Genomic DNA, 19,447 nt, shown 5'->3' with positions numbered 1-19,447 from the left:
TTTATGCTATTCCTTACGACGGCTACCGTTTTATTTCACCATAGCTTTCAGCAAGTCATCAAGCTTCATCGAATTGGCTGTGATGGCACCGGACTGCCAGTGGGAACGTTCCATTCTATAGACATTCCCGTTCTTCACCGCAGGCAGACTCTTCCACAATGGACCCTCAAGTATTTGAATCGCTTCCTGATTCCCTTCAGTATCCCAGCCCCCATTATCAGGGAACACAATAATATGATCCGCGTCGAGCTGAGGAATAAGCTCTTCAGAAATAACAGATTGATATTCGGTCATTTCTGCCGCCATAGGCACGGGTGTCAGCCCAAATTGATCATAAATCACACCGGTATAGCGGTTTTTAACACCGAATAGAGCAAAGGTTTTATCCGCTACGTTAAGCCGGATCACCGCTACTTTTTCCTGACCCAGGGCCTGTTGCAGCTTAGCTTTCCCCTCTGCCACCTTCTGATCATACGCTGCAAGGACGGATTCCGCCTTCTCCGGAATACCAAGGGCATCTGCAATAGCTGTAAGCATTTGTCTTGAGTCTTGCAACACCGCCTCAGGTAGACGATAGGTTGGTGCTATCTTGGAATATAGTTCATACCTCGCCGCATCAGCGCCTCCGTCCACAATAATCAAATCGGGGTCTTTTTCCAATAATGCCTCCACGCTACCCGTGATATCGAATTCTGGCACATCCAGATTTAAATAATCCTGTTTGCCCCAGCTTGGATGATACCACTGAACCACCGGGGTAATGCCCAATGCCTTCAAATAATCTTCTACATAGATCCCGGCTACCCGTTGCGGTTTAACTGGAATTTCAACATCCCCGAATTCCCCGGCAATCGTCCGGGTTGCACCCTCTTCTGCGGCATTTCCACTTCCTTCAGTTGGTGCGCTAGTGCTCGCTGAGGTAGATTCCTCTGCATTCTCTGTCTTAGCAACGTTTTCTTTCGCAGTATTGTTATTCGTTCCGCATGCTGCCAGCGCGGTGATTGCCATTATAAGTACCGCTGCCCACAAAAACTTCTGACCCCATCTTGCCATTGATCCCTTCACTCCTATGCTTTATTGTCATTGATTATCATTCTCAATAACCTTTATCACAATAGTAGCATGACTTTCATAGCTTTCAATGCACTTTCTCCGCAAAAAACTTATACAAACTATTTCTAGTTATTTTGCTCTATCATTATTTGGTAGGATTCTTCTTCTATTTAAAATAGGTCACCCTTTATTAACTTGATCGCAAAATTTCTTTTTTTACGATTGATTTATACGATGCTTTCGCTTACAATAAACTCATAAACGCGCGTTTATGAAAAGAGGGGAAACATGCGCAGCGAAGATATTGCTAAGTTGGCCGGGGTTTCCCGAAGTACGGTATCCCGCGTGATCAACAACTATTCCAATGTTCCTGAAGAAACCCGGGCTAAAGTGCTGCGGGTGATTGAGCAACATCAGTACGAACCGAACAGCTTTGCACGGGCTCTGGCCGGTAAGAAAACCGATACCATCGGATTGTTCGCCATCAGTATGAACGAGAAAGAGAACACTACCCGAATTTATCAGAACAATTACTTTGCACCATTCGTCGATGCCGTAGTCGACACGTCGAATGCCCGCGGATGTTACGTTCTGATTCATACGGTATACTCTCCGGACGATTTTCTGAAGGTAAAACAAGCTTTTCTGCAAAAACGGATTGACGGTGGTATAATTGTCGGCACTCAGAAGGATATTAATATCGTCCGCGAAATGGTGGGACTCGATTCTCCGCTTGTACTGATTGATTATGATATCTCAGAGATTATGTCGGAGCATCTTGACCGCAATCATCTGGCCATTGTGAACTCCAAAGATTACGAGGGCACCACAGAAGTGATTGAACATTTAATCTCCCTAGGCCATCAAGAGATCGGCATCATCTGCGGGCAAATGAATACGTACTCTGGTCGAGAACGCTACACGGCCTATGAGGATACGCTAAAAAAACATGGTCTGCCTATGAATGAGAAGTTTATCCTAAAGGGTGATTTTCTGAAAGAGACGGCTTATGAAGAGGTCAAGAAGCTGCTTGCTTCTGGTGAACCTTTGCCGACTGCCTTCTTCTCTTCCAACGATGACATGGCTATTTCAGCGATGGAAGCGTTCTCCGAACACGGAATCATTGTCCCTGAGGATATCTCCATTGCTGGTTTTGATGACATTCAGCTGGCATCCCGTATTCAGCCTAAGCTGACCTCTGTACGCTTGCCGATTTATGAAATGTCCAAGGCTGCAGTGGAAAAAGTAATCGAGCTGTGTGATTCGCAGCAGCCGACTTTCAGCACGATCAGCTTTCCAGCTCGTTTAGTGGAGAGAGATTCCTGTCAACCGCCGAAGAAGTAGCACAGATTCATCATTCACTGAAGAATACATATTTTTCTGTGAAGCTGCTATCATTGGTTCTCGAAATCACTGCCTAATACTATCTTTTAGAAACAACGGAAAGAATCCCTTCCCTCGAGGGAATTTTTCCTGAAACTTATAAACGCGCGTTCACAATCGAAAGGAGACTTTCTCACATGAAATTCGGTACCTTTGACGACACTCGTAAAGAGTATGTAATTAACACACCAAAAACACCTTACCCTTGGATTAACTACCTTGGTAATGAACAATTTTTCGGACTTATTTCTAATACTGCTGGTGGCTATACCTTCTATAGAGACGCTCGTCTCAGAAGATTGACCCGTTACCGTTACAACAATATCCCAATGGATGCTGGCGGCCGTTACTACTATCTTTATGATGATGGTGATTTCTGGACTCCAGGCTGGATGCCAGTAAAACGTGATCTGGACTTCTACGAATGCCGTCACGGTCTTGGCTACACTTCCATTACTGGTGAACGCAACGGCATCTCTGTAAACCAGCTTGCTTTTGTACCTATGGGTCATAATGCTGAGGTACATCGTCTTGTAGTGAAAAACACGGGTTCCGCGAAGAAATCCGTTAAGCTATTCTCTTTTGCAGAATTCTGTCTTTGGAATGCACAAGATGATATGACTAACTTCCAACGCAATCTCAGCACTGGTGAGGTTGAAGTGAAGGGTTCTGTTATCTATCACAAAACAGAATACCGTGAGCGCAGAAACCACTACGCTTTCTACTCTGTTAACAAAGAAATCGCCGGCTTTGATACTGACCGCGAAGCTTTCGTAGGGATGTACAATGGTCTGGAAAGCCCGCAAGCTGTTGCTGCAGGTGAACCAACTAACTCCGTAGCGAGCGGCTGGTCCCCTATCGGATCGCACGCCCTGAACATTACTCTGGAGCCAGGCGAAGAGCAAAGCTTCATCTTTGTCCTTGGTTACATTGAAAACCCGGAAGAAGACAAATGGGAATCTCTGAACGTAATCAACAAAAAACCAGCAGAGGCTATGATCGAGCAATTTGCTACAGACGCTCAAGTGGACGCCGCTTTGGCTGCACTGGCTGCACACTGGGATAACCTGTTGTCCAAATATCAAATCCAAAGTGGCGACGACAAGTTGAACCGTATGGTTAACATCTGGAATCCATATCAATGTATGGTTACCTTCAACATGTCCCGCTCCGCTTCTTACTTTGAATCCGGTATTGGCCGTGGTATGGGCTTCCGGGATTCTAACCAAGACTTGCTCGGATTTGTGCACCAAATTCCTGAACGTGCTAAAGAACGTATTCTCGATATCGCCGCTACACAATTTGAAGACGGCAGTGCCTATCACCAATACCAACCACTCACTAAAAAAGGTAACAATGAAGTCGGTACCGGCTTTAATGATGACCCGCTTTGGTTGATCCTTGGCACAGCTGCTTACATCAAAGAAACTGGCGATACTTCGATTCTCGATGAGCAGGTTCCTTTTGACAGCAATCCGGATAACACGGCTACTCTGTTTGAGCACTTGAAACGTTCCTTCGAGCATGTAACTAACAATCTCGGACCTCACGGCTTGCCGCTGATTGGTCGTGCAGACTGGAATGACTGCTTGAACCTGAACTGCTTCTCTACAGAGCCGGGCGAATCTTTCCAAACTACTGCCAACATCGAAGGCCGCGTAGCGGAATCCGTATTTATCGCGGGTCTGTTCGTCTTCGTTGGACCGGACTATGCAGAAATCTGCCGGATGCGCGGACTTAATGATGTAGCTACGGATGCAGAAGCTAAAATTGACAACATGCGTGAAATCACACTGACTCACGGTTTCGATGGTGACTGGTTCCTGCGCGCTTATGACCACTATGGCGACAAGATCGGTTCCAAAGAAAACGAAGAAGGTAAAATCTTCATCGAACCACAAGGTATCTGTGTTATGGCCGGTATCGGTGTGGAAGATGGTCAAGCTGAAAAAGCTCTGACTTCCGTGCAAGAGCATTTGGATACTAAATACGGTATCGTATTGCAACAGCCACCATATTCCAAGTACTATCTGAACCTGGGTGAAATTTCTACGTACCCTCCGGGCTACAAAGAAAATGCTGGTATTTTCTGCCACAATAACCCTTGGATCATGATCGCTGAAACTGTACTTGGACATGGTGACAGAGCGTTTGAAATTTACGCTAAAATTGCTCCTGCTTACTTGGAGGACAACAGCGAAATTCACCGTACTGAACCTTATGTATACTCGCAAATGATCGCAGGTAAAGATGCCGTTCGCCACGGGGAAGCTAAAAACTCCTGGTTGACTGGTACTGCTGCTTGGAACTATGTAGCGATTACACAATCTATCCTTGGTATTCAAGCGGACTTCAATGGTCTGAAGATCGATCCTTGTATTCCTACAGAGTGGGACAGCTTTGAAATCACCCGTGTCTTCCGTGGAGATACTTATGTGATTCAAATCAAGAACCCGAACCATGTATCCAAAGGTGTAGCTAGTCTTACCTTGGATGGCGCAGCTGTAGAAGGTAACATCATCACTCCTGTTGGAGACGGTGCTGTACACCAAGTAGTTGTAGAACTGGGTTAATACAAAAAAATCCGCTCAACCGTTCGTTTGAACGATTGAGCGGATCAAAAATTAACAGTAGATGACCCCTGAAGAATTCAGGGGTCATCTTTTTTTACCCTTCCACAATATCTGCTCTTAAATCACTCGCAACCTCAAGCATTCTAGGAATCACGGCTTCATTGGCGCCAGAAACATAAATATCACCCTGATAATGTCTAAATGGGATTGTTGTATCACCATAGCTCCACATAAAGAAATCTCCCTCAATGGACATGGTAGTGGCACCTGTTACTGTAAAAACTGATGTATAGGTGAAATCAGGTTTGGATGCGAAATATTGCTTACACTCTTCTAAAGATAGGGTTGGTGCTGAATCTCCATCATTCTGCATTGCTCTTGTCATCCGATAACGTTTACTCATTGTGATGCCTCCAATATTATCTGTAAAATGATCAGTTGCCTTATCCAGATCAAATATAGCATACAATGAAGGGCAAATCCCATTCCATTTCTAAGTCGAAAATGTTAATATAGCCGTTTTTCATAGCTTTCTTTTAGTGATTTCGAGATATCCTCTGGAGTAACTCCAAGTTTGCGGGCATGCTGCGCCAGTATTTTTGATGGATTAGGCAATACTTCTTTCGCAAGCCAATAATCGTCATCCCACAAATGTGACCGCTTAAAGGCTTTTGCACAATGCATATAACATTCTTCAACTTCCACGCCTATTCCAATGACCGGGACTTTACCATGCGCTTCCATAGGTTTCAATATTTCTTCATCCTTAACTATACTCACGTGCCCATTTATTCTTAATGTTTCTTCAAGTCCGGGAATGATGAATATCAAACCGACTTTTGGGTTCTCAAGTATATTCCGCAAAGAATCAAACCGTCTGTTCCCAGGGCGTTCAGGGATCACTAAATGTTTATCATCCAACACGTGAACAAAACCTTCTGCGTCCCCGCGCGGAGAGACATCACAAGCACCGGACGAACCGCTTGTAGCCATAAAAAGCATTGGGGATTTTGAGATATAATCACGGCAATGATGATCTATAAAAGTTATGGTTTTGTTGTTAACCAATTCGCTTGGGTACCCAAATAAAGACCTTAACTCTTCTTCTGACTCTATAACTTTTTCGAAAAAGTTTGGCTTCATACTTCTCCCCCTCTCAACTTAATAAGCCCCAATGTTCTTATTTTTGCTCAAATATCCGCTTAATAATTGGGCGAAATTTTTTCTTGCTGTCTCATCCGATAACTTCCCATAAGTGCCATACAGATTATCCGCATGATATCTTGGAAACACATGTAGATGATAATGCCATACATCTTGGCTGCCATCCGGCTCATTATGTTGTCTAGAAGAAACGCCATCACATTTATAAACTTCTTTAAGTCCTCTAGCAACTTCAATCTCCAGCTCATGTATCCGGTTTGAAATTTCAACATCCAATGTGTAAATATTCTCGATATGCTGATTAGGGATGATTAGAACATGCCCTTCATTATTCGGATACCAATGAGAAGCAATAAAAGCCGTTATGTAATGATCTTGATAAATAATATCCGCTTGCTTAGAACGCACATGTTCATTTTCAATGCCCGAAACCAACAAACAAAAGGGACAAGTATAACCCTCTGGAGCATGATTATAAATATAGTCCGCCTCCACTGTTATAGGATTTAAGAATATTTCTATGTTTCTTCTAATTTCGCCATTTCGCGTGTGTTCTCCTTTTTGCAAAAAGAAAAGGACAGACTGTAAATTACAGCTGTCCCCCTTGGAAAATACTGATAAAACACATTCATTCCCGAGATCTATGTCTACCGATAACTTAAACGCTGGCTTCCGGAATCCATACCTTCATTTCACCACTGCCACGATTTCCCCATAAGTAATACGGAACCGCCTTAACCTTAACGGTTTGAACTGGTGCTTTGACTCTGCTGTAAAGCTCACCATTCCAGCCCTCTTTATCTGCACGCAGCCCCTCTGCCTCGACAACAACAGCGCCGCCGAGCAATGTCTCATCAAAAGCCGCAGTAAGTTCACTGCCTTCTTTTAAAGAAATTGAGCTTAAAGGCTCACCATTATCTATACTTTCAAGGCAATACACAAGAGGTCCACGCTGAATCGTTACTTTTTGAGCATCTGCACGCAAATTCGGATGTGCGTAGATACGATGTGCCTCCATAGGGTCATGCACTTCGATTACATCTCCTGCTCTCCACAGTCTCCGGATAACGAGATATCCCTGCTCGATGTTCTCAGCAGTATTCATTACTTCACCGTTGACTCTGATCTCCATTCCTTGGCTCCAAGATGGAATCCGCAAGGCAATTCCAAACTCCGCTTCCACTGCGGGATTAATCTTCATCGAGACTGTACCTTCCCATGGATAGTTACTCTCTTGCTGTATCGCAACATCTGTTCCACCCAGCTTTGTTGTCAGCTCACTGCCAATATACAAATTCGTATAGAGCGTATCACCATGGGTCGTATAGATATATTGATTAAGCGAAGTCAGCAGACGCGCCACATTCGGAGGACAGCAAGCGCAGCCAAACCAGCCTTGACGCTCGGACTTCACATGATGTTTATCTGGGTTGCAGCTGCATGCCTTAGGCCATACTTCCAGTGGATTTACATAAAAATAGTGCTTACCATCCTGTGCCATCGAACCCAACACATTGTTATAAAGCGCCCGCTCCATGACGTCGGCATAACGTGCATCCGGCGATATTCTCAGCATCCGTTGTGCAAAAAAGATCAACCCAATAGAAGCACAAGTCTCTGCGTACACCGAATCATTAGGCAGATCATAATCGAAGGTGAATGCTTCACCCCGATGCGTAGATCCGATCCCACCAGTAATGTACATTTGCTTAGTAGTGATGTTATTCCACAGCTTCTCGCATGCTTCGCGAAGGGTATCATCTCCCGTAAGTGCAGCTAGATCAGCCATAGCAGTATACATATAAACCGCACGCACAGCGTGTCCTACAGCCACTTCCTGTTCTCTTACCGGAAGATGACTTTGGTAATATTTTAAATCTAAATTCTCCTTCTGACCTGTGAAAAAATTGATACTCCCCAGACTATCCCATTGTTGCTTTAAGAAATTCGGCTGTTGACCTCGCTCATTAATAAAAAAGCTGCTGAGCTTCAAATACCGCTCCTCACCTGTGAGCCGATACAGCTTAACGAGCGCAAGCTCAATCTCCTGATGACCATCATATCCCCGCATTTTTCCTTCTTCCGGACCAAACACAGAATCGATATGATCAACCATTCGGCACATGATGTCGAGCAGTTTTCTTTTGCCTGTAGCTTCATAGTAAGAAACGGCGGCTTCAATGAAATGCCCAGCACAGTACAGCTCGTGGCAATCATTCAGATTAGTCCAGCGTTTGCCGGGTTCTTTTATCGTAAAATAAGTATTTAAGTACCCGTCTTCCTGCTGCGCTTCTCCAACGAGGTCAATCACTTCATCCGCTTGACGCTCCAGCTCGGGATCACGTTTGATGCTTAAGGAATAACCTACGGCCTCTAGCCACTTGGCTACATCACTGTCTTGAAATACCCAGCCGTAAAATTCACCGGTCTTCCGGCCCGCAGCAATCTCAAAGTTAGCAATGGCATGACTGGGCTCAGCTCCCGCTGCTTTGTCGTGCAATGCCTCATATTGATATGGGATTACAACATCTTGTACCAGCTTTATATAACTTCCCCAGAAATCATCTTTAATGCTAACGGATTGATCTTTTACAACTTGCTGATCCTGGATCGTTTTATTCATCATCATCTTCCCCTTAGCCTTATTTTATACTCGCTAATTACAATTATAGAGCGTACAATAGATAAAAAATATAATCAGAAGCAACCCCTTTTTTGTACTATTTCACACTCCTATTTCCAAGGACAATTTGAGCTCGGACTACGATAAAAAGAGAGGTAGAACACAGTGAGTCCTTCCTATGTACATTTCGCAGCGCCGCCTTTTCCATATTTTCTGGAATGCAATCACACTGTCTATCAACCCGGAGAGCAGCATCCAAATAGAAGCCATATCGGCTTATTTGATCTGATTATTGTAGAGCAAGGTTGCCTATTTATCGGTGAAGAGCATAATCAATGGGAGGTTGCGGCTGGGCATACGCTGCTTCTGCTGCCTGACCGCTATCATTATTCCGTTAAGTCTTGCGAGGAGCTGACTTCGTTTATATGGATTCATTTTCATACCCTCGCAGATTGGTCAAGCTCTGAAGGCGAGCCTGTGTATATCAACCGAGAGACACATTTCCGCCAGTTTCTTACTCATCCATATACCATTCGCATCCCGCAGTTTGGTCCCCTTCCTGATCCCTTTAAAAGGAGTGGACAAGCTGAGAAGCTTTTACAGCTGTCCACTGGAAGACGTTCCAGTGCAGTTTGGGAGCAGCAAAGGATTTTTGAAGAAATGCTGCGGATGATGGATCTAGCGCAGCATGATACTTCAGAAAGTCATGCGGTAGAGATCGCCGAGAGGACAGAGACTTATATCCGCAATCATTACACGGAGCCTCTCTCCAATGCCTCTCTGGCGGATGCGCTGCATTTTCATTATAACTACCTTGCCCGCTGCATGAAACGCGTATATGGACTGACTCCGATGGAGTATTTAACGGATTACCGTTTGGAACAGGCCAAGCTGCTTCTGCTTAAGACAGAGATGCCTATAGCTGCGATCGCAGAACGTATCGGTTTCGAGAGCACCGCCTACTTCTCGCGTCGCTTTACTCAGCAGATCGGAATCTCTCCGCTTCGCTTCCGCAAGCGGTATTCCCGATAACGGCAAAAACAGCATGTCTCATAATTGGAGGCGTGCTGTTTTCGTTGTTTATGCGATGCGCTGCTGGCTTTCTTCTGCGCTGCTGGCTTACGTGATCAGCTTTGGATTAATTGGACGCGAGATGCTCCTCTAGCTCGGAGAAACTTAGGTAACTATTGTGATGGAGCAGTACTCCGATTGGCACATTTATTGTGTACCCGTGATCCGTCCTAAATCCTTCTGCTGCTCTTACTTCTTACTTCTTGCTTCTTGCTTCTTGCTTCTTGCTTCTTGCTTCTTGCTTCTTGCTTCTTGCTTCTTGCTACTCGCTTCTTGCTTCTTGCTTCTTGCTTCTTGCTTCTCGCTTCTTGCTTCTTGCTTCTTGCTTCTTGCTTCTTGCTTCTTGCTTCTTGCTTCTTGCTTCTTGCTTCTTGCAATAATTTTACCAGTTTACCTTCCTAGGCGTGGCGCACTCATACTTACCATAGGTCAACGCTGATTATGCGGCTCGACCCTCCAAAGCTTATCAGCAAGTAACTCACCGCACAGCCATCACACTACTCTCTGTATCCCCCGGAGACGCGTCAGCTTAATCATTCATTCATAGCATTCCCCGTTGCGGACCGGATTGCACCTATTTCAGCATATGGGTTCATTTTGCGAAGGTTTCGGACTGTATAGTCCTTATTGCCCTTGATTTGCGCAGAAAAGGAGCACATTTGAGCGAATAGCTGCAACTGAGTCCGATAGTGTGACAAAACGAGCGGAATCATGGAAATAAGGGCAACTGAGTCCGAACAGTTGCTGAAAAGAACGCCGCCTGCCAAATTTGCTCCTAAACGTGCTAGCCATTGTTTAAACTAGCTGTCTGGAGCTCAACCTAGCTACACTGTGCGGAATTATCTACCTATAGCTCAACCTATCTACACCGTGCGGAATTAGCTACCTATGGCTTAACCTAGCTACTCCGTGCGCAGAATTTGTTAGATGTTGCATAACCTAGCTGTCTACGTCTCGAAATCAGCTACCTTTTGCTGGATCTTGATCGTATCGGACCGTATTGCAGCTATTTCAGCATATGGGTTCATTTGCGAAGGTTTCGGACTGTATAGTTCTTATTGCCCTTGATTTGCGCAGAAAAGGAGCGCATTTGAGCGAATAGCTGCAACCGAGTCCGATAGTGTGACAAAACGAGCGAAATCATGGAAATAAGAGCAACTGAGTCCGAACAGTTGCTGAAAAGAACGCCGCCTGCCAAATTTGCTCCTAAACGTGCTGCCCAGTGCTTAAACTAGCTGTCTAGGGCTCAACCTATCTACACCGTGCGGAATTAGCTACCTATGGCTTAACCTAGCTACTCCGTGCGCAGAATTTGTTACCTGTTGCATAACCTAGCTGTCTACGTCTCGAAATCAGCTACCTTTTGCTCGATCTTGATCGTATCGGACCCTATTGCACCTATTTGTGATTTTCCGTCCATTTTGCGGCAGTTTCGGACTGTATAGCTCTTATTGCTCATAATTTGCTCGCAATCGGACCATATTTGTGGGAATAGCTGCAACTGGGTCCGTTAGCTCGAAAAAATGCCTTGAATCTACCTAATAGGGTCTCCTGGGTCCGCATGATTAGGCCCGAAATCAGTTTTTTTGCTTCACTGCAATTTTTTGGAAGTGACAAGCATATTTATAAGACATGCCTTTAATGTGGAGATGTTAAATATGCAGTCATTATTAAGATACGCGATCATCCTGATCGGAAGCTTGCTCATTGCAGCAGCAACTAATTTTTTTCTTGTCCCATATAAAATCCTAGATGGGGGAATAATAGGAATAGCCCTCATCATCAATTATTTATCCGATGCCAAAATCGGTATAGCTGTCCTTCTCTGCAGCTTTCCGATTTTCCTGTTAGCCTGGCTGAAGGAACGCGATATCTTTTTCAATAGTGTATTAGGTTTATTGACCTCATCGTTTCTGATTGAGCTTCTCGGTCCTTTGCAGTACCACTTTCTGTATTATTTTGAGTTCGGCTCCATTTCCAGCGCCATTATTGGCGGTTTTTTAATGGGAACGGGTCTTGGGCTTATGCTGCGGTTCAAAGCCAGTACAGGCGGAACGGATCTGCTTGCTCAATATATCAAAAGGTATCTCCCGCTTAATCTTGGACTCATCATTTTTTTGACAGATTTCATAATTATCGGCGCGGGGGGACTCCTGATTTCCAAAGAAACCTTCTTCCACTCCATCCTCACGATTATCGCTGGGGGTGTGGCCACAGGTCTCTGCACCTTGGAGACTGAAGAGAAATGGAAAAAAATATGAATATACACGATCATATGTTCGTATTATAATAATAAGAAAATCATCTACCGTATCTCTACCTCACCTGGAGAGTGTGAATCTATGAATAAAGAGCGTGTTATTTTGTTATCCGATTGTCAGAGCTTTTACGCCTCCGTGGAGAAGGCCTCTAATCCGCAATACAGCAACAAACCGCTTATTGTCGCCGGAGATCCAGCTAGACGAAGCGGGATTGTGCTTGCAGCTTGTCCGTTAGCCAAATCTTTTGGCATTACTACCGCCGAGACCTTGAAGGAAGCACTCGCGAAATGCCCCGAAGTAATCGTCGTCAGACCGCATATGCAGCAATATATCGATGTTTCCTCCCAAATCACGGACATTCTACGCAAATTCAGTGACCTCGTAGAACCTTATTCCATCGATGAGCAGTTTATTGATATCACCGGCAGCCTCGGCTTATTCGGCAGCCCAAGACAGATCGCTACGACCATTCAGGACCTGATCCGCAGAAATACAGGTGTGCGCGCACGTATCGGTATAGGTTATTCCAAGGTTACCGCCAAAATGGCTTGCGACCTGTGGGCCAAGAAGAACCCGGAGGGTCTATTTACCCTCACTCAGGAAGAGCTTCCAGATGTACTTTGGCCGCTGCCCATTAGTGAGTTGTTTATGGTAGGCCGCCGCATGTCTGCGCACTTCCAAAGCATGGGCCTCACAACGATAGGTCATTTGGCACAGATGCCGCTAAGCGAGCTGAAATGGCGCATGCGGGAGAAATTCCATAAAAAATGCGATATCGATGCCGAGCTGTATTGGCGAATTGCCAATGGCATCGACGATAGCCCTGTAAGTCCCGCTACCTATGAAGTAGCACCCAAGAGCGTCGGGCACCAAATGACACTGCCACGGGATTACTATACACTGCAAGAGATCAAGACCATCATTCTGGAGCTCTCAGAGCTGGTGTGCAGGCGCAGCCGCAAACTGAAGGTGCATGGTGCAGTCGTGTCTGTTGGCTGCCAAGGCGCCAGCTTTGATGACCCCAGCGGCTTCTCGAGACAGACTACGATGAGCGATCCTACGAATGCAACCCAGCTGGTATACGAGGCCGCCCTCGCTCTTTTCAAACAGCATTGGGAAGGTCAGCCTGTGCGCCGAATTCATCTAAGCCTGTCCAATCTGTCTGACGAAAGCCAATATCAGCTAACCTTATTTGAGTCGCGCCCCCGCTACCGCGAGCTCGAACGGGCCACTGATGCGCTGAAGAATAAATACGGAGAATCGATCATTGGACGCGCCGCATCGTTCACAGATGCCGGACAACTTAAGGACAGATCCGGAAAAATTGGCGGGCACTATAAATAAACAGTGCATCTTTATACATTTTATTTCTTAAACTATATTAAAATATATCCCATATCGTTTATAATGCTATATTGAGGTTGTTATTTTCACACAATGAAGCGACAATCATAAGTATATACACATAGATATGTAACATTCCAGGGGAGGACCGGAGAAGTTGGAAAGCACGAACAACACTAACACTACCTATTATGAAATCGTTGATCTCTGTCTTCTTGCTGGCAAGATCATGCTGCAAAACGGTGCAGAAACCTACAGAGTAGAAGATACAATGACACGTATGGCTGCTTCTCTCGGTTTTCCAGGGGCACACAGTTATGTGACGCCAACCGTTATTATGTTCACCACAAATAGAACGGAGCCCGTTAAGTTATATCGGATTGCCGAGCGAACCACAGATCTGCAGAAAGTCTCGGAGGTTAATGATATCTCGCGGCGTCTGAACGAGCGTCAGATTACAGCCGAGGAAGCTCGGACACGATTAGGAGAGGTCGATGATGCCGCACATGCGTATCCGGTATGGCTGCAAATCATAGCTGCGGCACTTACCGGCGCTTGCTTCACCGTTATGTTTAAAGGCAGCTTGTGGGATGCTCTCCCCGCATTGCCGATTTCCGGGTTAGGTTATGCTGCGGTTATCTACCTGCATCGTCTTGTGCAGACTAGATTTTTTGCAGAGTTCTCTGCTTCCTTCCTGATCGGACTTCTAGCCTTCTATTCTGTAAAGCTGGGTATAGGTCAAGAAATGGACAAAATCATCATCGGCTCCGTGATGCCTCTAGTACCCGGTCTACTCATTACAAATGCCGTTCGTGATCTGATGGCCGGTCATCTGGTCTCAGGCATATCCAAAGGAGCCGATGCCTTTCTAACTGCTTTTGCGATCGGTACAGGCATTGGGCTTGTACTATCACTATTTTAATTCTCCATGTGAAAGAGGTTAGCCCTTCATGATTTTGCAACTTATAACCAGTTTTATCGCCGCGGCAACCTTCTGTATTTTATTTAATGCGCCTAAGCGCGCTCTACTACAGTGTGGTTTTGCTGGAATGGTAGGCTGGATGGTGTATGTGATCCTTGATGTAGAGTGTGGGCCTGTTGTTGCTACGTTTGCAGCTACTGTAGTTGTGGGCATCGTCAGCCAGTTGTTTGCACGATCCTTCAAAATGCCGGTTATTATTTTTAGTGTAGGCGGCATTATCCCACTTGTTCCGGGTGGCCTTGCTTACGATGCTATGCGCAGATTTGTGGAAGAAAACTATAATCTGGCTGTAGAAATCGCTGTTCGGGCATTAATGCTCTCTGGCGCAATTGCAGCTGGACTTGTACTGAGTGAAGTTATCGGACAAATGTTCCGCCGGCGTGCAAGCAAAGCCTAACCTTCTTACAACGTCATCTCATAGATTCAAAAAAAAAGAAATCGTCTCTTGGTATAATGAGGATCATCCAACCCTCTTCCAAGAAGCGATTTCTTTGTTTACTGTCCTATCTACACAAGTACTGCTACAGGTTCAACCTCCGAATAAATACTATTGATCCTGTTATTTTTAATCCAAGAAAGTCCTACGGTACCTTCACCCGCATGAACAGCCACGGCAGGAATGTATGTCATAATCTCCGTACGTAAATCAGGCGCCATTTCTTTGATGTCTTCTTCTAACTTCAGCGCCATTTCTAAATTATTGGAATGCATGATGCACACATCGCTAACAAGTCCAGCATCCTGTTTAAAGATATCTAACAGCGCCTGCTTCGTCTTCTTCATTGTACGGATTTTTTCCACAACAATGACCTTACCCTCGTCAAAACGCAGCAGCAAATTTATCCGCAATAATTGACTAAGCACTACTTGTGTACCAGAAACACGCCCACTACGGTGAAGCTGGGACAAGCTTGCAGGAATTAAGTAGAAGGACATATTTTGAATGATATTCTCTATCTTTTCTTTAATCTCTAGGCCAGTAAAGCCCATCTTGTGCCAATGAATACCTCGCGTGATCATTTCCCGAATCGGATAAGCGCCAACCTTAGAATCAATTCCAATGACATTAGCTTCCGCTATTTCAGCACCTTGCATGGAAGCATTGTATGTTCCGCTAAGCCCTGTCGAAAGATGCACAGCAATAATCTCATCATATTCTTCCTTCAACCGTTCGTATAACTCGATAAACTCACCGATTGGCGGCTGTGAGCTGCCTACTACTTGATCATGCTGACGCATTTTCTCATAGAACTCATCGATCGTAATATCTATATTTTCTTTATAACACTCGTTGTTAATAATCAGACGTAAAGGAACAATATACACATGGTTGTTCTTGGCGAACTCAGGATCGATTGTACATGTACTGTCGGTTACCCAGGCAATTGATTTCATGGTCACTTGTCACTTCTCTCTTTCATGAAAGGAATAGTAGAATGTTTGAAGAGACAAGGGCCACTAAACCTTCTCGGCCAATGAATCACTCTCTCATCCTGTACAATCAACATACGAATAGACCAGCGGTTTAGGAAGTCCTCGTGCGTATTCGTAAATTATACAAGATAACGAGCGATAAGATAGGCAAAACAGGACGATAATGCAAATTTTATTCATCTTTTTTCAACTTTATTCGACATTATTTCACATTATGTATGACGAATATACCTATCCTAATAGAGCCACTTCATGTTATGTAAAAGCCTAACCACAGCAAAAATATCCCCGTCCCCGCCCTCACCGTTCTTGCATAAATCAGCGCTTGGTAGTTACATTAATAGGTACTCTTTACAGTTGTTACAGTACGGGGCTAAGTTATGATTTGGTCAGATTTGGCCCAGCATCTGTCAATTTGTCCAACTTTCCCTGTTGGCGGGTTGCGCTCGCCTTTATGAAGATCAGTTACCTTCTGCTGTGATAAAGCTTAGCTTATTACGGTGTAAGTAAGTCTACCGTCCAGTTTTTCTCCTGAATTTTAAAATCCAACTCCCGATAAGACTTAGACAGCTCATCAATCTGCTTCTGAATCTGGGCGACATCCACCGTTCTCTGGAAACGAACCTCAGAGCGGCTGTACCGATCCTGAGTGATCGATGCTTGCTCAAGCAAATCGCTAAAAAGCTTCCGCAGCTGAAGCATTTTATCCCGTTCGGCTAGGGCATCGGCAATACTCCACTTCTCATTGAAGGCCACAGATGAATTCGTTCGATTAATTGCTCGAATCAAAATCGTCTGCTCGTTAACAGCTATTTCCAGCTCACGCAAAAGAGCCTCCGGCTGTTCTGCCGGTTCTTCCCCTTCCTGCACCTTAACGACCCGATCGAGCCGCTGCTTTAGCTGCGCGATTTTACGAGTAAGATCACTTCGGTTCACTAATGCTTCCGCAAGTTTCATATTTGAGTTCCCCCTAAGATTTTCTGATAGCTGGCGATATCCAGTCTTCGACCAAATTTACAGCCAATCTCCTTGAAGTAGGCGCATTGTTCATATCCATTCTTTGAGAAAAGCTGGCGACTGCGTTCATTCTCTGCGCAAACGGTAGCTACTAACACATGGAAATCCAGTTCGGCAGCTCTCTCTTCAATAAAGCGTAAGGCATGCTGTCCTATTCTTTTACCCACACAAGCCGGTTTCAAATACACACTAATCTCCCCAGAGCTATCATAAGCCGGCTTACTCTTATGTCTAGCAATCAGAACATAGCCCTGAATAACATTGTCCCAGGATAATATAACGTATGATTTGAACCGCGGATCATCATTCATCACTGATTGCCGCATTTCGTCCAAACTTAAAGGCTCGGTATGAAAAAAAACCGTAGTGTTCAGCACGTAATAGTTATAAATATCGAGTACATCCGACAGATGCTCTTCGCGAATTTCAGTGAATAACAAACTTTCTCCCATTACTTTGTTCAACACAGCTAATCCTCCCAAATGGATGTTTCCAAATGATCGACGAACTTGCGTAATTTACCGGCTAGCTTGCGGTTAATGGTTCCATCCTGGTACATTTGCTGGACCTTATCCCGTTGCTCCTGAATAGCTTTCAGTTTCAATTCAAGCTTTTGATCATCAACAAGACCATCTTTAGTCCAGCCTTGTCCCTGCTGGAGGCGTGAGATCAGCTTCTCGTAACTGTCTGCGACCTTCTCAGCTGCTTTACGGTTGTTCTCATTCTTACTTGCATTAATAGCAGCAATCGCTGCATGGGACATAGAGATCTTAGCTTTTCTGGCACACTCAGCCTGTTGCAGCATCAGTTGACTAGCTTCCCCTTCATTCTGGCCAGAGAACATCCCCGCAAACAGCCGTCTAATCTCTGTAATGGAGATTCTGATCTGAGAGTTTAGACTTCTGGCTAGAAAGACTTCACTATGATCCAAGAATTCTTCCATCTTCAGCGCCACTGAGGCAGGAATCTCATTGTTGGCCAGCAATTGGCTCAGCTCTTTGCGTTCGGCATGCAGACCCACAATCCTTGCTTCAACCCCAAGTCGGCGGAAGTTCTCCAATGCGGGGTCATTCGCCTGATCTTCGCGGTTAAGACTATAAACTTTTTCTTTAAACTCACTCAAAGCTGGCAATGCAGATTCCTTGCTCTCTTCTGTCATCATACTTTGAAGCAAGGTTATCCCGGCGGCAACAACCTTAGATTTGGCCGCCTGCTCAACCTCAGTATCACCCGGTTCAGCAACCGGCTCTTCTTTACCTGCGAGAATTGGTAAAAAGATACTAGCGATCAGCAGTGACATCAGAATCACACCCGCAGCGATAAAGATAATTAGATCACGTTCAGGAAAAGGTGAGCCATCCCCTAACACAAAAGGAATCGAGAAGGCACCGGCTAAAGTAACCGCGCCTCGCACTCCTGAAATTGTCAGGATTAGCATAGACTTAATAGACGACTTTTCCATTTTTTGCAGGCCGGCGCCAGCCAGGGAGAACACATACACCCATATAAAACGCAGCACAAAAAGCAGCAACGTTATCGCTAATACATAACCAATCACCATAAGATTGTCCACAGCTGTATCCCGGTAGATCACTTCAATAACATCTGGAATCGACAACCCGAGAATAAGGAAGACCAAGCCATTCAAGATGTAGAGCAGCACAGACCATGTGCTGGCGGACACCAGCTGTAGCTTATACTGTGGCGAAACTGCACGGTCCTTCTCGACCGCATGAATTATGCCTGCTGCAACCACAGCTAAAATACCGGATACCCCTATTTCTTCACTAATCAGATACACAATGAAAGGAGTCAGGATTTGCAGCAGCACATGCACTGTGATGTCCTCCATCCCCAGTCTGCGAATAAATACGCTGAACCGAATCAGGAGGAACGCGAGTATTGCTCCGACAATTAGTCCACCTAGAGCAATAATCACAAAGCTAATGGAGGCTTTCGGCAAAGAAAATATGCCTGTAACAGCTGCTGCAATAGCAAAGTTAAACGCAACAAGACCAGAGGCATCATTCATCAATGATTCACCCTCTAGAATACGATGAATACTCTTGGGAAGATGTACTCTCCCAGCGATTGCGCTTACCGCCACAGCATCTGTCGGCGATAAGATCGCTGCCAGCGCAAAAGCAGCTGCGAGTGGAATGGTGGGGATCATCCAGTTAATGGAATATCCAGCGATAAGCACTGTAGCAAATACCAAGCCTAGTGCCAGCATTAAGATTGGAGCCCGCAGGTTCCATAACTCATTTCTTGGTGTTCGCTTTCCGTCATTGAACAAAAGCGGAGCAATAAATAACACGAAAAACAACTCTGGCTCCAGTGACATATGTATTCCCAAAGGCAGTAGTACGACCACTACACCCAAGCCAATTTGTATTAAGGGTATCGGCACGAAGGGAATGAATCGGTTTATGATGTTGGATATTGCGATAAGCCCAAGTAGGACGAGTACAACAAGAAATGTCTCCAAACCACATCAACTCCCTTTTTTTATTTGATTATTATATCGCAAAGCTTTAGGCAA

17 protein-coding genes are annotated in these 19,447 nt (G+C 45.0%); 7 read left to right on the top strand and 10 right to left on the bottom strand.

Features of this window, described 5'->3' with window-relative positions:
- Positions 1-30 precede the first annotated feature (30 nt).
- Positions 31-1,053, bottom strand: coding sequence for an ABC transporter substrate-binding protein (locus NSQ50_RS11720; protein ID WP_076224014.1), 1,023 nt, complete (start codon positions 1,051-1,053; stop codon positions 31-33).
- Between the two features lie 288 nt (positions 1,054-1,341).
- On the opposite strand from NSQ50_RS11720, the gene NSQ50_RS11715 reads away from it, so the two are divergent.
- Both NSQ50_RS11715 and NSQ50_RS11710 read left to right on the top strand, forming a co-directional pair.
- Positions 1,342-2,397 carry a LacI family DNA-binding transcriptional regulator gene (locus tag NSQ50_RS11715; protein ID WP_036685989.1) on the top strand — a complete coding sequence of 352 codons (1,056 nt, stop codon included), beginning with the start codon at positions 1,342-1,344 and terminating at the stop codon, positions 2,395-2,397.
- 176 nt (positions 2,398-2,573) lie between these two features.
- Positions 2,574-5,009, top strand: a complete 2,436-nt coding sequence (locus NSQ50_RS11710; RefSeq protein ID WP_076224016.1) for a GH36-type glycosyl hydrolase domain-containing protein — start codon at positions 2,574-2,576, stop codon at positions 5,007-5,009.
- A 94-nt stretch (positions 5,010-5,103) separates the two neighbouring features.
- Here the strand turns inward: NSQ50_RS11710 and NSQ50_RS11705 are convergent, their stop codons facing one another.
- The 4 genes from NSQ50_RS11705 to NSQ50_RS11690 form a co-directional block, all read right to left on the bottom strand.
- Complete coding sequence (locus tag NSQ50_RS11705) at positions 5,104-5,412, bottom strand: hypothetical protein (RefSeq protein ID WP_076104769.1); 309 nt, start codon at positions 5,410-5,412, stop codon at positions 5,104-5,106.
- A gap of 104 nt (positions 5,413-5,516) precedes the next feature.
- Positions 5,517-6,152, bottom strand: coding sequence for a pyridoxamine 5'-phosphate oxidase family protein (locus tag NSQ50_RS11700; RefSeq protein WP_076224018.1), 636 nt, complete (start codon positions 6,150-6,152; stop codon positions 5,517-5,519).
- A gap of 18 nt (positions 6,153-6,170) precedes the next feature.
- Positions 6,171-6,740 (bottom strand): HIT family protein, encoded by a 570-nt coding sequence (locus tag NSQ50_RS11695; protein ID WP_256719515.1) that lies wholly within the window; start codon positions 6,738-6,740, stop codon positions 6,171-6,173.
- 91 nt (positions 6,741-6,831) lie between these two features.
- Positions 6,832-8,799 (bottom strand): glycoside hydrolase family 127 protein, encoded by a 1,968-nt coding sequence (locus tag NSQ50_RS11690; protein WP_370511387.1) that lies wholly within the window; start codon positions 8,797-8,799, stop codon positions 6,832-6,834.
- A 162-nt stretch (positions 8,800-8,961) separates the two neighbouring features.
- Between NSQ50_RS11690 and NSQ50_RS11685 the strand changes: the two genes are divergently transcribed.
- Positions 8,962-9,828, top strand: a complete 867-nt coding sequence (locus NSQ50_RS11685; protein ID WP_076224023.1) for a helix-turn-helix transcriptional regulator — start codon at positions 8,962-8,964, stop codon at positions 9,826-9,828.
- A gap of 209 nt (positions 9,829-10,037) precedes the next feature.
- On the opposite strand, the gene NSQ50_RS11680 is transcribed toward NSQ50_RS11685, so the two are convergent.
- A complete protein-coding gene (locus NSQ50_RS11680; RefSeq protein ID WP_340949470.1) occupies positions 10,038-10,244 on the bottom strand; it encodes a hypothetical protein in 207 nt (68 codons plus the stop codon).
- 1,281 nt (positions 10,245-11,525) lie between these two features.
- Here NSQ50_RS11680 and NSQ50_RS11675 point away from each other — a divergent pair.
- The 4 genes from NSQ50_RS11675 (at position 11,526) to NSQ50_RS11660 (ending at position 14,851) form a co-directional block, all read left to right on the top strand.
- Positions 11,526-12,128, top strand: a complete 603-nt coding sequence (locus NSQ50_RS11675) for a YitT family protein (RefSeq protein WP_038570150.1) — start codon at positions 11,526-11,528, stop codon at positions 12,126-12,128.
- An 81-nt stretch (positions 12,129-12,209) separates the two neighbouring features.
- On the top strand, positions 12,210-13,472 hold the full coding sequence (locus tag NSQ50_RS11670; protein WP_076100663.1) for a DNA polymerase IV: 1,263 nt from the start codon (positions 12,210-12,212) through the stop codon (positions 13,470-13,472).
- A gap of 157 nt (positions 13,473-13,629) precedes the next feature.
- Complete coding sequence (locus NSQ50_RS11665) at positions 13,630-14,394, top strand: threonine/serine exporter family protein (RefSeq protein ID WP_076224028.1); 765 nt, start codon at positions 13,630-13,632, stop codon at positions 14,392-14,394.
- A gap of 28 nt (positions 14,395-14,422) precedes the next feature.
- Positions 14,423-14,851, top strand: a complete 429-nt coding sequence (locus tag NSQ50_RS11660; RefSeq protein ID WP_036685970.1) for a threonine/serine exporter family protein — start codon at positions 14,423-14,425, stop codon at positions 14,849-14,851.
- A 110-nt stretch (positions 14,852-14,961) separates the two neighbouring features.
- On the opposite strand, the gene NSQ50_RS11655 is transcribed toward NSQ50_RS11660, so the two are convergent.
- The 4 genes from NSQ50_RS11655 to NSQ50_RS11640 form a co-directional block, all read right to left on the bottom strand.
- On the bottom strand, positions 14,962-15,849 hold the full coding sequence (locus tag NSQ50_RS11655) for a DegV family protein (protein ID WP_076224061.1): 888 nt from the start codon (positions 15,847-15,849) through the stop codon (positions 14,962-14,964).
- A gap of 534 nt (positions 15,850-16,383) precedes the next feature.
- Positions 16,384-16,845 carry a DIP1984 family protein gene (locus NSQ50_RS11650; RefSeq protein WP_038570144.1) on the bottom strand — a complete coding sequence of 154 codons (462 nt, stop codon included), beginning with the start codon at positions 16,843-16,845 and terminating at the stop codon, positions 16,384-16,386.
- Positions 16,842-17,372: a GNAT family N-acetyltransferase gene (locus tag NSQ50_RS11645; protein WP_256717056.1), complete on the bottom strand. Its 531-nt coding sequence runs from the start codon at positions 17,370-17,372 to the stop codon at positions 16,842-16,844. The genes NSQ50_RS11650 and NSQ50_RS11645 overlap by 4 nt, the downstream gene beginning before the upstream one ends.
- A 2-nt stretch (positions 17,373-17,374) precedes the next feature.
- Entirely contained in the window at positions 17,375-19,393 is a 2,019-nt protein-coding gene (locus tag NSQ50_RS11640) for a Na+/H+ antiporter (RefSeq protein ID WP_036685967.1), read from the bottom strand.
- Between the last annotated feature and the right edge of the window lie 54 nt (positions 19,394-19,447).

The sequence above is a fragment of the Paenibacillus sp. FSL R10-2788 genome, from assembly GCF_038003885.1.
Taxonomy (GTDB): Bacteria; Bacillota; Bacilli; order Paenibacillales; family Paenibacillaceae; genus Paenibacillus_AQ; species Paenibacillus_AQ odorifer.
The sequence above is the reverse complement of the archived record's forward strand: the minus strand, read 5'-3'. Positions and strand labels throughout refer to the sequence as shown.

Coding starts and splice junctions, on each gene's coding strand:
- NSQ50_RS11720 (WP_076224014.1), bottom strand. CDS start 1,053: ATGGCAAGATGGGGTCAGAAGTTTTTGTGGGCAGCGGTACTTATAATG.
- NSQ50_RS11690 (WP_370511387.1), bottom strand. CDS start 8,799: ATGATGAATAAAACGATCCAGGATCAGCAAGTTGTAAAAGATCAATCC.
- NSQ50_RS11700 (WP_076224018.1), bottom strand. CDS start 6,152: ATGAAGCCAAACTTTTTCGAAAAAGTTATAGAGTCAGAAGAAGAGTTA.
- NSQ50_RS11670 (WP_076100663.1), top strand. CDS start 12,210: ATGAATAAAGAGCGTGTTATTTTGTTATCCGATTGTCAGAGCTTTTAC.
- NSQ50_RS11675 (WP_038570150.1), top strand. CDS start 11,526: ATGCAGTCATTATTAAGATACGCGATCATCCTGATCGGAAGCTTGCTC.
- NSQ50_RS11660 (WP_036685970.1), top strand. CDS start 14,423: ATGATTTTGCAACTTATAACCAGTTTTATCGCCGCGGCAACCTTCTGT.
- NSQ50_RS11710 (WP_076224016.1), top strand. CDS start 2,574: ATGAAATTCGGTACCTTTGACGACACTCGTAAAGAGTATGTAATTAAC.
- NSQ50_RS11705 (WP_076104769.1), bottom strand. CDS start 5,412: ATGAGTAAACGTTATCGGATGACAAGAGCAATGCAGAATGATGGAGAT.
- NSQ50_RS11650 (WP_038570144.1), bottom strand. CDS start 16,845: ATGAAACTTGCGGAAGCATTAGTGAACCGAAGTGATCTTACTCGTAAA.
- NSQ50_RS11655 (WP_076224061.1), bottom strand. CDS start 15,849: ATGAAATCAATTGCCTGGGTAACCGACAGTACATGTACAATCGATCCT.
- NSQ50_RS11715 (WP_036685989.1), top strand. CDS start 1,342: ATGCGCAGCGAAGATATTGCTAAGTTGGCCGGGGTTTCCCGAAGTACG.